The organism is Paraburkholderia sp. TE9906 (genome assembly GCF_056279605.1).
Window position 1 is genome coordinate 350029 of sequence record NZ_JBWCCT010000004.1, and the last position, 13894, is coordinate 363922.

Genomic DNA, 13894 nt, shown 5'->3' on the forward strand with positions numbered 1-13894 from the left:
GATAGCGGGTTGCAGTAGGGCGGCCGGGATGCCGCAAAACAAACGATTATAAACGCTCGGCGCAGCAGCCGCCTCTCGCGTCGCGGTTTGAGTGTTGCCGAATGATAAAATCCGCGGATGAAAAAACTCGTCATCCTGATTTCGGGGCGGGGAAGCAACATGGAAGCCATCGTTCGAGCCTGTCTGGACGAAGGCTGGCCGGCGCGCATCGCCGCTGTGATTGCCAACCGTCCTGACGCCGCGGGCCTTGCGTTCGCGGCGTCGCACGGCATTGCCACGGCGGTGGTCGACTACCGCCAGTTTCCCGACCGCGACAGCTTCGACGCCGCGCTGGCGCGCGAAGTCGACGGTTTCGCGCCGGACCTGGTGGTGCTCGCCGGCTTCATGCGGGTGCTTACCGCTGGTTTCGTCGACCGGTACGCCGGGCGCATGCTCAACGTGCACCCGTCGCTGCTGCCGAGCTTTCCGGGCCTGAAAACCCATCAGCAGGCGCTCGACGCCGGCGTGCGGCTGCATGGCGCGTCGGTGCATTTCGTCACGTCGCAGCTGGATCACGGCCCGATCGTCGCGCAGGCGGCGGTTCCCGTGGAAACCGGCGACACCCCCGCCACGCTCGCCGAACGCGTCCTGGCAACCGAACATATTATTTATCCACGCGCGGTGCGCTGGTTCGTCGAAGGGCGTCTTGCGCTCGACGGTCTGCGTGTCACGCTTACGCCGCCAGAGCCGCAGTGGCTCTTTGCCGGTCACACCGCCGGAGAGGGCGCATGAGATTACATGGTTTTTTGATTGGACAAACCGAGACTTTGCTGGCTGAAGTCCTGAAGCTGACCGGCCCCGCCGACGCCACCACCAGCCGCTTTTTCCGCGCCCATCCGAAGCTCGGGCACGGTGAGCGCGGCGTGATCGCCGAGGCGGTCTTCGCGGTGCTGCGCCGCCGGATGGAATTCGCCCACCTCGCCGAAAGCGGCGCGGGCAGCCCGGCGCGGCGCATGGCCTTGCTGGGCCTGATGCAGACGGCAGGGCGCTCGGCGCTCAAGCCGTTCGTGTCGGAGGCGGAATCGAAGTGGCTCGATCACGTCGCGATGATCGACCCGGAAAGCCTGCCGCTGCGCATTCGCCTGAATTTGCCCGGCTGGATCAGCGAGGCGCTGAGCCAGCGTTTCGAAGCCGCGGAACTCGCGCAACTGGCTGCCGCGCTGAACTACCCGGCGCCGCTGGATCTGCGCGCGAACCCGATCAAGGCGAGCCGGGACGACGTACTGAACGCGCTGTCAAAAGCCGGCATCGAGGCCGGCGCGACGCCGTTCGCGCCGTTTGGCGTGCGCGTGGTCGGCAAGCCGCCGCTCACCAAACTCGACGCGTTCCAGCATGGCTGGCTCGAAGTGCAGGACGAAGGCAGCCAGTTGCTGTGCTCGCTGGTCGCGCCCAAGCGTGGCGAGATGATCGTCGACTTTTGCGCGGGCGCGGGCGGCAAGACGCTGGCGCTTGGCGCGGCGATGCGCTCCACCGGGCGTCTCTACGCATTCGACATCTCCGAGCGGCGTCTGGCCAAGCTCAAGCCGCGCCTCGCGCGCAGCGGGCTGTCGAACGTGAATCCGGTGCTGATCGACAGCGAGCATGACGCGAAGATCAAGCGCCTCGCCGGTAAGATCGACCGCGTGCTGGTCGACGCGCCGTGCAGCGGCTTGGGCACGCTGCGCCGCAACCCTGACCTGAAGTGGCGCCAGTCGCCGGAATCCGTTGCCGAGCTGGCGCCGAAGCAATTGTCGATTCTGGCGAGCGCGGCGCGTCTGGTGAAGAAGGGCGGCCGTCTCGTCTACGCGACCTGCTCGATTCTGGAAGCCGAAAACGAGGCCGTGGTGCAGCAGTTCCTCGCCAATCATCCGGACTTCGCGCTGGTGCCCGTGCGTGACGTGCTCGCCGAGCAGCGAATCGACCTCGAAATGGGCGACTACCTGTCGATGTGGCCGCATCGCCACGCCACCGACGGCTTCTTCGCCGCCGTGCTGGAACGCCAGAGCTAACGCAACAGTGGCTTGTTGCCGGCGCTAGCGGGTTCATTGCCGAACCCGCCGGTGCCGGCCGATTCGGCAACAACATGGAAAACCGCATTTTTTCTCACATGTTCGGCGACCTCGCGCGCGACTTCGGTCAGCCCGTGATGATGTGGCAAGCCGGCATCCTGCTCGCGACGCTCGTGCTCGCGTGGTTGCTCGCGCGTCTGCTGCGCCGCTCGCTGGATCAGCGCCAGGAGTCGCGCTACCACACGGTGCGCTTCGGCGCGGAAAGCCTGAACCGCGCGGCCTTTCCGCTGATCGGCGCGGTGCTGGTGTGGCTCGCCCGGGCGATCGCCGGGCGCTTCATGCACACGGCGCTGCTCGATCTGGCGCTCGTGCCGCTGTTCGGCATCAGCCTGATTTACATCGTGTTTTTCTTCGCGCGACGGGTGTTCAGCCGGGACGGGAAAATCCATCCGTGGCTGTTCCTCGTCGAGAAAATCGTTTCCATCGTCGTCTGGCTCGGCATGCTGCTCACCGTGATGGGCATTCAGGACGACGTGATCGCGTGGCTGGGCAGCGTCCAGTTCCGCATTGCCAACGCGCACCTGACGCTGCTCTCGCTCGTCACGGGCCTGCTGTGGGTGGGCGTGACGATGATCGTCGCGATGTGGCTCGGCTCCGCGTTCGAAGACCGGCTGATGCGCTCTACCACGCTCGACGCCAACCTGAAGGTGGTGGTGGCGCGGGTCGGCCGGGCGGCTTTCGTGCTGGCGGCGGTGCTGGTCAGCCTGTCGGTGGTCGGCATCGACATTACGGTGCTGGGCGTATTCGGCGGCGCGCTCGGCGTCGGGCTGGGCTTCGGCATGCAGAAGATCACCAGCAACTACGTGTCGGGCTTCATCATCCTGCTCGACCGGTCGCTGCGCATCGGCGACACGATCAACGTGAGCGGCCTGCAGGGCATGGTCACGCAGATCCGCACGCGCTACACCGTGGTGCGCGGCCTGGACGGCATCGAAACGCTGATTCCGAACGAAAAGCTGATTACGGACGTGGTGCAGAACCAGTCGTCGTATCTGACGCGCGGTTATGCGAAGGTGGCCGTGCAGGTCGCGTACACGTCCGATGTCGAGCAGGCGATGAGCCTGCTCGCCCGGGCCGCCGAAGACGTTCCGCGGGTGCTGCGGGAGCCGGCGCCGACCCCTTATCTGGCGAGCTTCGGCCCGGACGGCATCAATCTCGAACTGGGCTTCTGGATCGAGGATGCGGCAACCGGAACCTCGGGCGTGCGCTCGACGGTCAACCGCAATATCTGGCGTTTGTTCTCCGAGCACGGCATTGCGATTCCGCTGGCGCAGCGCGAAGTGCGACTCGTCGGCAACGCGGCCGAAGCAATGCTGAATCCGGTAACAGTGACCGCCCCGGCTGCTAACGCGACGGACGGCGCCCGCTGACGGGCCGCTGGGGCCTGCCGGCAGCGTTAAATTTGGCTCCGGCAGGCTTCGTTCTCTTGATGCCGCACAAAAAATCCCTATTTGTTACAAACACTTGGAACGCTTCGAGTAGAATGTCGTCCAATCCCGCTGTATGCTTTCACTTTCTTGACACGCGCATTCCGCGGGTGTCTCGTGTCTCTCGTTTCACAGGTAAATTGCCTTGTTGAATTCATTGCTCGCTTTCCTTGCCCACGGCCTGTTGCACTTCTCGTGGTGGCAACTCGTCGTGTACACGCTGGTCGTGACGCACATCACCATTATTGGGGTGACGGTCTATCTGCACCGCTGCCAGGCGCACCGCGCGCTGGAGCTGCATCCGATCGCCAGTCATTTTTTCCGCTTCTGGCTGTGGATGACCACCGGCATGCTGACCGGCCAGTGGGCCGCGATTCACCGGAAGCATCACGCCAAGTGCGAAACCGAAGAAGATCCGCACAGCCCGCAGACGCGCGGCATCTGGAAGGTGCTGCTCGAAGGCGCGGAACTGTATCGCACCGAAGCGAAGAACGAAGAAACGATGCGCAAGTTCAGTCACGGCACGCCGAACGACTGGATGGAACGCAACGTGTACACCAAGTACCCGATCCTCGGCGTGAGCCTGATGATGGTGCTGAACGTCGCGCTGTTCGGCGTCGTCGGTCTGACGATCTGGGCCGTGCAGATGGTCTGGATTCCGTTCTGGGCCGCCGGCGTGGTCAACGGTCTCGCGCACTTCTGGGGCTATCGCAACTTCAACTCGTCGGATGCGAGCACCAACATCTTCCCGTGGGGCATCATCATCGGCGGCGAAGAGCTGCATAACAATCACCACACGTATGCGACATCGGCCAAGCTGTCGAACAAGTGGTACGAGTTCGATATCGGCTGGATGTACATCCGCATCATGTCGGCGTTTCGTCTGGCCAAGGTGAAGAAGGTCGCGCCTACGCCGCGTCTGACCACCGGCAAGCTGGTACTCGACCAGGACACGCTGCAAGCTGTGCTGGCCAACCGCTACGAAGTGATGGCCCGTTACGGCAAGGCGCTCAAGCGTGCATACCGTCAGGAGCTCGCGCATCTGAAGGAAGTCGGCGCGCGGGAAAAGTATCAGGTCATGCGTGGTGCCCGCAGCTGGTTCCATAAGGAAGAGGCCGGGCTCGATGAGCCGCAGAAGCGCCTGTTGCCGCAAATCTTCGCGAACAGCCAGAAGCTCAAGACGTACATCGACATGCGCAATGAGCTCTCGGCCATGTGGGAGCGCTCCAATGCGTCGCGCGATCAGCTGCTGATCCAGTTGCAGGACTGGTGCCATCGCGCTGAGCAGAGCGGTATCAAGGCGCTACAGGATTTCGCGACGCGACTGCGTCGTTATGCTTGATCGCGAAATCTATTAAAATTTCGTTACGTCACAAAACCCCGCGTTGGCGGGGTTTTGCTTTTTGGGCCGCGGAAATTGCAACGACATGAGATTGGCAGTCGGCGGCGGCAGAGCGAAGGTAGAGGAGATCATGGATCAGCAGGCGATCAGGACGGTCGAGTACGACCGCCCGCAAGCACAGGGCACCACCTGTGGGATCGGGCAGGCGTGGGCGAAGGTGCCAGTGACGCCGTCGGTGGAAGAGAAAGTTGCGCTCAAAGCCCGCATCCGCGCGTTGCTCGAGCGCGAGAAAGCCGTGCTTGTCGCGCACTATTATGTCGACGCGCAATTGCAGGAGCTTGCGGACGAAACCGGTGGTTGCGTGGCGGACTCGCTGGAGATGGCGCGTTTCGGGCGCGATCACGAAGCGCAAACGCTCGTGGTGGCCGGCGTGCGCTTTATGGGCGAGACGGCGAAAATCCTTAGCCCGGACAAGCGCATTCTGATGCCGGATCTGGACGCAACCTGTTCGCTCGATCTGGGCTGTCCCGTGGACGAATTCTCCGCTTTCTGCGACGCGCACCCCGATCGCACGGTGGTCGTGTACGCGAACACAAGCGCCGCGGTCAAGGCGCGCGCGGACTGGATGGTGACCTCGTCGATAGGGCTGGAGATCGTCGCCGACCTGCACGCGCGTGGCGAAAAGATCATCTGGGCCCCGGACCGGCACCTTGGCAGCTATATCCAGAACAAGACCGGCGCGGACATGCTGTTGTGGCAGGGCTCGTGCCTCGTGCACGACGAATTCAAAGGCATCGAACTCGATCTGTTGCGCGCCGAGTATCCGGGCGCGAAGGTGCTCGTGCATCCGGAGTCGCCTGCCAACGTGGTCGCGCAAGCGGACGTGGTGGGCTCGACCACGCAATTGATCGACGCCGCGCAAAAGCTTGACGCAACGCACTTCATCGTGGCGACCGATCTCGGCATTCTGCACAAGATGCAGCTCGCCGCACCCGGCAAGACGTTGATCGCCGCGCCGACGGCCGGCAATAGTGCGACTTGCAAGAGTTGCGCGCACTGCCCGTGGATGGCCATGAACGGGCTCGCGAATCTGGCCGACGTGCTGGAGCGTGGCCACAACGAAATCTTCGTCGATCGCGCGATCGGCGAGCGGGCGCGTCAGCCGATCGACCGGATGCTGGACTTCGCCGCGCGTCACAAGAAGCGCGTGCAGGCAAGCGGCGATCTCGCGCGCGACGCGCAACTGTATTCGAACGTGGGGGCAGCGTGATGGGGGCGGTTGAAGGGAGCGTTGACGGAGCAGTCGAGCGCGCGCGGATCGAGGCGGTGTCGCCGCTGTTCGCCGAGATTCACGCGCAGTACGGCGCGGCGTTCGACGCCGCCTTGGCGCGCAATGTCGTCGATGCGTTGGCCGAAGATGTCGGTACGGGCGATCAGACCGGCCGCCTTGTCCCCGTCGACGACGTGCGCGATGCGCGCATCATCGTGCGCGAGGAGGCGGTGTTGTGCGGCGTGCCGTGGTTCAACGCGGTGATGCGCGAGGTCGATCCGCGGATCGACGTGCGGTGGCGTTATCGTGAGGGTGATCGGATGATCGCGGACACGCCGGTCTGCGAACTGCGCGGACCGGTTCGCGCGCTGTTGACTGCGGAACGCAATGCGCTGAATTTTCTGCAATTGCTGTCGGGTGTGTCGAGCGCGACGCGCCGGTATGTCGACGCGATCGCGCATACGCGCACGCACATTCTCGACACACGCAAGACACTGCCGGGTTTGCGGCTCGCGCAAAAGTACGCGGTGCGCGTGGGCGGCGGGGCGAATCAACGGCTCGCACTGTACGACGGCATCCTCATCAAGGAAAACCATATTGCTGCGGCAGGCGGCGTGGGTGCCGCTATGGACGCGGCGCTCGCGTTGAACGCGGGCGTGTCGATCCAGATCGAAGTCGAGACGCTCGAGCAACTGGAAACCGCGCTGGCGCATCGCGCGCAATCCATTTTGCTGGACAACTTTTCGTTCGATGCAATGCGCGACGCGGTCCGCATCACGGCGGGGCGGGCGGTGCTGGAGGTGTCCGGCGGCGTGAACTTCGAGACCGTGCGGACGATTGCCGAAACGGGCGTCGATCGCGTCTCGATCGGCGCGCTGACCAAGGACGTGCGCGCGACGGATTACTCGATGCGGATCGTTTGATCGCTCGCCCGCAAGCGGTTGCGGTCAATGATAAAGGCCATCGCCGGATCATTCCGGCGATGGCCTTTTCGTTTCATGCAGCTCGAAACGATCACACGTTGCGGTTGCGCACGTGCTCTGGCGAGAGAACCGTCGGCAGCGCTTTGGGCAGCGTTGCCGGCCAGTCCCGGCTGAAATGCAGCCCGCGGCTCTCACGCCGTGAGCGCGCGCCTTCGACGATCAACGAGGCGACGTCGACCAGATTGCGCAGTTCCAGCAGATCGCGGCTCACCTTGAAGTTCGCGTAATACTCATGAATCTCGTCGCGCAGTAACGCCAACCGGTGTTTCGCGCGTGCGAGCCGCTTGTCGGTGCGCACGATGCCGACGTAATTCCACATCAGCCGACGCAGTTCATCCCAGTTGTGAGCGACCACGACTTCTTCGTCGGGATCCGACACGCGGCTTTCGTCCCAATCCGGCAACGGCGCATGAACGGCCGCGCTGAAGCCTTCTTCCTCGATAGCCTGCGCCGCGGAGCGTCCGATCACGAGGCATTCGAGCAGTGAGTTGCTGGCGAGCCGGTTCGCGCCGTGCAGGCCGGTGCACGACGTCTCGCCGACGGCATACAGGCCCGCGAGATCGGTGCGGCCCGCCAGATCGGTCACGACGCCGCCGCACGTGTAGTGCGCCGCCGGCACGACGGGGATCGGCTCCTTGGTGATGTCGATGCCGAACTCCAGGCAGCGCGCGAGAATTGTCGGGAAGTGTTCGCGCAGAAATTCGGGTGGTTGATGGCTGATGTCGAGATACACACAGTCGATGCCGCGCTTCTTGATCTCGAAATCGATCGCACGCGCGACGATATCGCGCGGTGCAAGTTCGGCGCGCTCGTCGTGGTTCGGCATGAAGCGCGTGCCGTCCGGTAGCTTCAGAATGCCGCCTTCGCCGCGCACCGCCTCGGAAATCAGAAACGACTTCGCGTACGGATGGAACAGGCAGGTCGGATGGAACTGGATGAATTCCATGTTCGACACGCGGCAGCCGGCTCGCCATGCCATGGCGATGCCGTCGCCGGTCGCGGTGTCGGGGTTCGTGGTGTACAGATAGACCTTACCGGCGCCGCCGGTGGCGAGCACCGTATGCGGCGCTTCTATCGTCACGGTGCGGCCGCTTTGCAGATCGAGCGCGTACAGACCGTGGCAACGGCGGCCCGGCAGACCGAGGCGGTCGGACGTGATCAGGTCGATCGCGTAGTGATCTTCGAACAGCGTGATGTTCGGATGGCGGCGCACGCGCTCGCTGAGCGTGGCAACCACCGCGTGGCCGGTCGCATCGGCAGCATGAATGATCCGGCGATGGCTGTGCCCGCCTTCGCGCGTCAGGTGGAAGCCAAGTTCGGCGGCATCGTCTTTGGTGAACGGCACGCCTTGCTCGATCAGCCATTCGATCGCGGCACGCCCATGCTCGACAATGAAGCGTGTAGCGGCCTCGTCACACAGTCCGCCGCCGGCGATCAGCGTGTCGCGCACGTGATTTTCGATGCTGTCCGCTGAATCCAGCACCGCGGCGATGCCGCCTTGCGCCCAGTCGCTTGCGCCTTCGGTCATCGATCGCTTGGCGACCACTGCAACCCGCCGGGTCTCCGCCAGATTGAGCGCAACGCTCAAGCCAGCCAGACCGCTACCGACAATCGCCACATCGAATTCCATTACCTGCATCTCCGTCTTTCGTTTTGCCACGACGGCGCGCGATCCGCTCGCCGCTAAAACAAGAAAGCATACGCGCCGCAACGGATGAACGAAAGCTGGCTGAACGACATAAGACTGTTCGCGTGGACGAAGAACGGAGCAACTTGGCGGCGGTGAGGTAAGAAGGGCGCGCAGAAAACAAAAAAGCCCCGCACGAATGCGAGGCTTTTTTGCATGTCTTTTGCCTTCGTCAGGCTGGAGCCAAGATTTATTTGATCTTGCTTTCCTTGTACTCAACGTGCTTACGGACGACCGGATCAAACTTCTTGATCAGCATCTTTTCCGGCATGTTGCGTTTGTTCTTCGTCGTCGTGTAGAAGTGACCCGTGCCTGCGGTCGATTCCAGCTTGATCTTGTCGCGTGCGCCTTTCGCCATGATTTACTCCTTAGGCTTCACCGCGTGCGCGCAGATCTGCGAGCACAGCGTCGATACCGTTCTTGTCGATCAGGCGCAGGCCGGCGTTCGAAACGCGCAGACGCACCCAACGGTTTTCGCTTTCCACCCAAATGCGGCGGTTTTGCAGGTTCGGCAGGAACCGGCGCTTGGTTTTGTTGTTCGCGTGGGAAACGTTGTTGCCGCTCATCGGCGCTTTCCCAGTTACTTGGCATACGCGTGCCATGAGAGCACTCCTAATACGCTAATTCTGAGTTCGAACGCCGTGAAAGTTTCCCGAAAAGAGCCGCGCTTAAGTTTGGAAACTAGAGGCGCTTGAGCTTTCCGGAACGCCTTGATGGCTTCGGAACAGGGGGTTGGAAATAGGCAAACCGGAATTATAGCGGAAAAAAAGCCGCAAAATCAAACCTTATTTGCGACACCGGACACGGCGCCCCGCCTGCGCGGCCCTGGTCCTTGTGCCATCACGGCCAGCCGGCGCGGGCAAACGAGTAGACGCTGTCCGCGCCGACCACCAGATGATCGATCAGTTGCACGTCGATCAACGCCAACGCGTCGCGCAGCGTGTGCGTCAGGCGGCAGTCGCTGGCGCTTGGCTGGACGGCGCCGGAAGGGTGATTATGCGCGACGATCAGGCTCGCCGCATTGAGATTCAGCGCGCGCCGTACGATTTCGCGAGGATAGACCGCCATGCGCGTGACCGAGCCCTGCGCGCTTTCCTCGCAGCGTATCAGCCGATGCCGCGCGTCGAGAAAGAGCGACACGAACACTTCCTGCGGACGACCGCCGATCAGCAGGCGCAAATAGTTCTCCACGGCTTCGGGCGAGTTCAACAGCGAGCGCCTGCGCATTTTATCGACCAGGGAGCGCCGGGCCATTTCCATGATCGCCAGCAACTGCGCTTTTTTCGCCGGCCCGAGGCCGCGGATGCCGTCGAGGTCCACGTAGGCCGCGTCGAGCATGGCGCGCAGTGAGCCGAAGCGGTCGAGCAATGCGCGCGCGACGCTGAAGACGTCGTGGCCGGGCCGGCCCGAGCCTAGCACCAGTGCGATCATCTCGGTATCTGACAGGGCGCTCGCGCCCAGGTCGATCAGACGCTCGCGCGGCATGTCTTTTTTTTGCCATTTGCCGCGCAGCAGCGGTGGCCGGGCGGGCGCGCCAGCCGCTGCGGCGGCGCGTGGGGTCGGCGCCTCCGGCAGCGCTGTCTGTGCGGCTGCATCGTCAATCGTGCTCACGTAATCGGCCATATAAAGAGAATCCTCCGCTTCGGTGGGTGGTGCAGGGCGAGGTTATGCCCTGCCGCCATGCGCGCGACTGACCCAAGCCGCCGCCCGCTATGTGGCTTACAATAGACGCTTTGCGCACGGCACCCCGATGGTGTGCCACACGCGTGAACTGCGGCGTCGACTGCGCCTGCAGCACACCCGTGCAGCGCGCTTCGACTGAGCGAGCATTGCATGAGCATCATCGACATTTCCGAGGTGAAGGCCGGTTCACACGTGACGCTTCACTACCGGCTTTCCCTTGCCGATGGCGCCGAAGTCATCAACACGTTTACTGACAAGCCGGCCACGCTGCTGCTTGGCGCCGGTCAACTGGCGCCGCCGCTGGAAGATATTTTGCTGGGTTTGAAGGTGGGCCACCATTCGACCTTTCAGCTAACCCCGGGCCAGGCGTTCGGCCCCCGCAATCCGGAGCTGATCCAGCGCGTGTCGCTGGCCACGCTGCGCGAAAACAGCATGATCGGCGAGGATTTTTCGCCAGGTGACCTGGTCGAATTCAACGCGCCGGGCGGCGGGCGCTACGCCGGTGTCCTGAAGGAGGTCGGCGAGACGTCGGCCCTGTTCGATTTCAACCATCCGCTTGCCGGCCAGGCGCTGGCGTTTGAAGTGAAAATCATCGGGATTTTGTAAACATGAGCATCACGGATACGACTCTTGCCGAAACCGAGATCCTGCTGGCGCAGCCGCGTGGATTTTGCGCCGGCGTCGATCGGGCGATCGAGATCGTCGAGCGGGCCATCAAGCTGCACGGCTCGCCGATCTACGTGCGCCACGAAATCGTCCACAACGCCTATGTGGTCGAAGACTTGCGCAAGAAGGGCGCGATCTTCATCGAGCGGCTGGAAGAAGTGCCGGCCGGCAATACGGTCATCTTCAGTGCGCACGGCGTGTCGAAGGCCGTGCGTTCGGAAGCCGAGTCGCGCGGGCTGCGCGTGTACGACGCCACGTGCCCGCTCGTGACGAAGGTGCATATCGAAGTCGCGAAGATGCGCCAGGACGGCTTCGACATCGTGATGATCGGCCACAAGGGCCACCCGGAAGTCGAAGGAACGATGGGGCAGGCGGGCGAAGGCATGCATCTGGTCGAAGACATCGAAGACGTGCAGGCTTTGCAGCTGGCCGATCCGGAGCGGATCGCGTTCGTCACGCAAACCACGTTGTCAGTCGACGATGCGGCTGAAATCATCCGCGCGCTGAAGACCAAGTATCCGTCTATCCGTGAGCCGAAGAAGCAGGACATCTGCTACGCCACGCAAAACCGCCAGGACGCCGTGAAATTCATGGCGCCGCAGTGCGACGTCGTGATCGTGGTTGGCAGCCCGAATAGTTCGAACTCCAACCGGCTGCGCGAACTGGCCGAAAAACTCGGCGTGCCGGCCTATATGGTGGATTCGCCCGATCAGATCGATCCGATATGGGTCGAAGGCAAGCGGCGTATCGGCGTGACTGCCGGCGCGTCGGCGCCGGAAGTGCTGGCGCAGGCGGTGATCGCCCGCTTGCGCGATCTCGGCGTGCGCAATGTGCGCGCACTCGACGGCATCGAGGAAAATATCGCGTTTCCGCTGCCGCGCGGATTGGGTCTGCCGGCCTGACAGTTCCGCTGAACCAGGTTGGAAGAAGGCGCGCCCCAGGGCGCGTTTTTTTTCGTCCGAAGCCTGGGCAAGTTCATGAAAATAAAGTGCCATATCAGCTCGGCGAGCCGGTTGGAGTGCCCTCCCGCACAAATTCTTTTGAATCGTGATTCGGTTTTTTATCCATAACGGTTCGATGTGTCCCCGTTTTGTCGGTGTTAAATCCGTCGCATTGAATTTTGACGCACTAAAGTAGTGCGTCGTCTTCGATATTGCAGGAAACGTAATACATAACGCAAACCAAGCTCCAACCGGGTATCGGGCCGATTCGCTGCAACACTTGATGCCATTGGGTCCCGAGCTGGTGCAACTGATGCACGAAAAACTGTCGCAACCCGGTTGCGCCTTTTAGCGGTTTTAGCTCTCAAAATAAGGTTGCAATGCAGGAAAACCCCACCGGTTCAACAATATTGCCAGCCGTAAAATTGGAGTTACAATGCGCGCGTTCTCAAGGCCTTACGGTCCCGAACAACGGATTTTGCAAGGCGCAGGAGACCTACTTAATGCGAGTCAAATTTGCTTACGCCGTGTCCGTCGCGACTGCGGTTGCGATGTTGACCGCGTGCGGCAAGAAACAGGATGTCGAAGCGGGAGCGGGCGCCTCGGCGGCGGTAGCAGCAGCCCCCGCCAGTGAAGCGACCGTCGTGAAGATCGGTCATGCGGCCCCTTTGACGGGTGGCATCGCCCATCTCGGCAAGGACAATGAAAACGGCGCGCGTCTGGCGGTCGAGGAAATCAATGCGCAGGGTTTGACGATCGACGGTCACAAGATCCAGCTGCAGCTCGACGCGCAGGACGATGCGGCGGACCCGAAAACGGGCACCGCCGTCGCGCAGAAGCTGGTCGACGACCATGTGGTCGCGGTGGTCGGGCATCTGAACTCGGGGGTGTCGATTCCGGCTTCGAAGATCTATAGCGATGCGAGCATCGTGCAGATCTCGCCGTCGTCGACCAATCCGGCGTACACGCAGCAGGGTTTCAAGACGACCTACCGGGTCGTCGCCACCGACGCGCAACAAGGTCCGGCGCTCGCCAATTACGCGACAAAGGCGTTGGGCGCCAAACGCATCGCCATCGTGGACGATGCAACCGCCTACGGTAAGGGGCTCGCGGACGAATTCGCGAAGACCGTCGAGGCGAGCGGGGCGAAAGTCGTCGCACGGGAGGCGACGAACGACCGGGCCACGGATTTCCGGGCCATCCTCACAAAGATCAAGAGTGTTCAGCCGGACGTGATCATGTTCGGCGGCATGGACGCGACGGGCGGGCCGTTTACGAAGCAGGCGGCGGCGCTCGGTATCAGGGCAAAAATCCTTGGCGGCGACGGTGTGTGTACCGACAAGGTGGGTGAGCTGGCGGGAACCGCCGTGCAAAACCTGGTCTGTTCGGAAGCAGGGCTCGCGCTTTCGAAAATGGACCGCGGAGCGGACTTCGAAAAGAAGTACGAGGACCGCTTCCACACACCGGTGCAGATTTACGCGCCGTTCACGTATGACGCTGTGTACGTGATCGTCGATGCAATGAAGCGCGCTAATTCGATCGAGGCGCCCAAGGTGCTGGCTGCGATGCCCTCGACCGATTACAACGGGGTAATCGGTCACATCGCGTTCGACGACAAGGGTGATTTGAAAGAGGGCGCCATTACGCTTTACGACTTCAAGAACGGCAAGAAAGCGGTTCTCGACGTCGTGAAGATGTGATGACGGGACGTTCAGCCTGACGGCACCGAAACCACCCAACGGTGCCGTTTTTGCATCCGTTCAAGGGCAAGCCCGCGACCGCATCCCGGTCGTCTGGGCGAACCGGCG

13 protein-coding genes are annotated in these 13894 nt (G+C 62.6%); 9 read left to right on the forward strand and 4 right to left on the reverse strand.

Annotated features, from left to right (window positions below):
- The first annotated feature begins 117 nt into the window (after window positions 1-117).
- The 6 genes from purN to nadC all read left to right on the forward strand — a co-directional run bounded on the left by purN (window position 118) and on the right by nadC (window position 7049).
- Window positions 118-771, forward strand: coding sequence for a phosphoribosylglycinamide formyltransferase (gene purN, locus ACZ9H4_RS12485; RefSeq protein WP_476119175.1), 654 nt, complete (start codon window positions 118-120; stop codon window positions 769-771).
- A complete protein-coding gene (locus ACZ9H4_RS12490) occupies window positions 768-2027 on the forward strand; it encodes an RsmB/NOP family class I SAM-dependent RNA methyltransferase (protein WP_408140657.1) in 1260 nt (419 codons plus the stop codon). The genes purN and ACZ9H4_RS12490 overlap by 4 nt, the downstream gene beginning before the upstream one ends.
- A gap of 74 nt (window positions 2028-2101) precedes the next feature.
- Window positions 2102-3457, forward strand: coding sequence for a mechanosensitive ion channel family protein (locus ACZ9H4_RS12495; RefSeq protein WP_476119176.1), 1356 nt, complete (start codon window positions 2102-2104; stop codon window positions 3455-3457).
- Window positions 3458-3659: 202 nt separating this feature from the next.
- Complete coding sequence (locus tag ACZ9H4_RS12500) at window positions 3660-4856, forward strand: DesA family fatty acid desaturase (RefSeq protein WP_408140661.1); 1197 nt, start codon at window positions 3660-3662, stop codon at window positions 4854-4856.
- Between the two features lie 130 nt (window positions 4857-4986).
- Window positions 4987-6126: a quinolinate synthase NadA gene (gene nadA / locus ACZ9H4_RS12505; RefSeq protein ID WP_408140929.1), complete on the forward strand. Its 1140-nt coding sequence runs from the start codon at window positions 4987-4989 to the stop codon at window positions 6124-6126.
- Window positions 6126-7049, forward strand: coding sequence for a carboxylating nicotinate-nucleotide diphosphorylase (gene nadC / locus ACZ9H4_RS12510; protein WP_476119292.1), 924 nt, complete (start codon window positions 6126-6128; stop codon window positions 7047-7049). The genes nadA and nadC overlap by 1 nt, the downstream gene beginning before the upstream one ends.
- 91 nt (window positions 7050-7140) lie before the next feature.
- On the opposite strand, the gene nadB is transcribed toward nadC, so the two are convergent.
- The 4 genes from nadB to radC form a co-directional block, all read right to left on the reverse strand.
- The gene (nadB, locus tag ACZ9H4_RS12515) at window positions 7141-8739 is read right to left on the reverse strand and encodes an L-aspartate oxidase (protein ID WP_408140665.1); all 1599 of its coding nucleotides are present in this window, start codon (window positions 8737-8739) and stop codon (window positions 7141-7143) included.
- A 247-nt stretch (window positions 8740-8986) separates the two neighbouring features.
- Entirely contained in the window at window positions 8987-9154 is a 168-nt protein-coding gene (rpmG, locus tag ACZ9H4_RS12520) for a 50S ribosomal protein L33 (protein WP_476119177.1), read from the reverse strand.
- Window positions 9155-9164: 10 nt separating this feature from the next.
- Window positions 9165-9398, reverse strand: coding sequence for a 50S ribosomal protein L28 (gene rpmB, locus ACZ9H4_RS12525; protein WP_007180631.1), 234 nt, complete (start codon window positions 9396-9398; stop codon window positions 9165-9167).
- A gap of 238 nt (window positions 9399-9636) precedes the next feature.
- Window positions 9637-10419 carry a RadC family protein gene (gene radC, locus ACZ9H4_RS12530; protein ID WP_408152443.1) on the reverse strand — a complete coding sequence of 261 codons (783 nt, stop codon included), beginning with the start codon at window positions 10417-10419 and terminating at the stop codon, window positions 9637-9639.
- A 210-nt stretch (window positions 10420-10629) separates the two neighbouring features.
- On the opposite strand from radC, the gene ACZ9H4_RS12535 reads away from it, so the two are divergent.
- The 3 genes from ACZ9H4_RS12535 to ACZ9H4_RS12545 all read left to right on the forward strand — a co-directional run bounded on the left by ACZ9H4_RS12535 (window position 10630) and on the right by ACZ9H4_RS12545 (window position 13786).
- Entirely contained in the window at window positions 10630-11085 is a 456-nt protein-coding gene (locus tag ACZ9H4_RS12535) for an FKBP-type peptidyl-prolyl cis-trans isomerase (RefSeq protein WP_175158318.1), read from the forward strand.
- Window positions 11086-11087: 2 nt separating this feature from the next.
- Window positions 11088-12047 (forward strand): 4-hydroxy-3-methylbut-2-enyl diphosphate reductase, encoded by a 960-nt coding sequence (ispH, locus tag ACZ9H4_RS12540; RefSeq protein ID WP_408140669.1) that lies wholly within the window; start codon window positions 11088-11090, stop codon window positions 12045-12047.
- 542 nt (window positions 12048-12589) lie between these two features.
- Window positions 12590-13786 (forward strand): branched-chain amino acid ABC transporter substrate-binding protein, encoded by a 1197-nt coding sequence (locus ACZ9H4_RS12545; protein ID WP_408152444.1) that lies wholly within the window; start codon window positions 12590-12592, stop codon window positions 13784-13786.
- The last annotated feature ends 108 nt before the right edge of the window (window positions 13787-13894 follow it).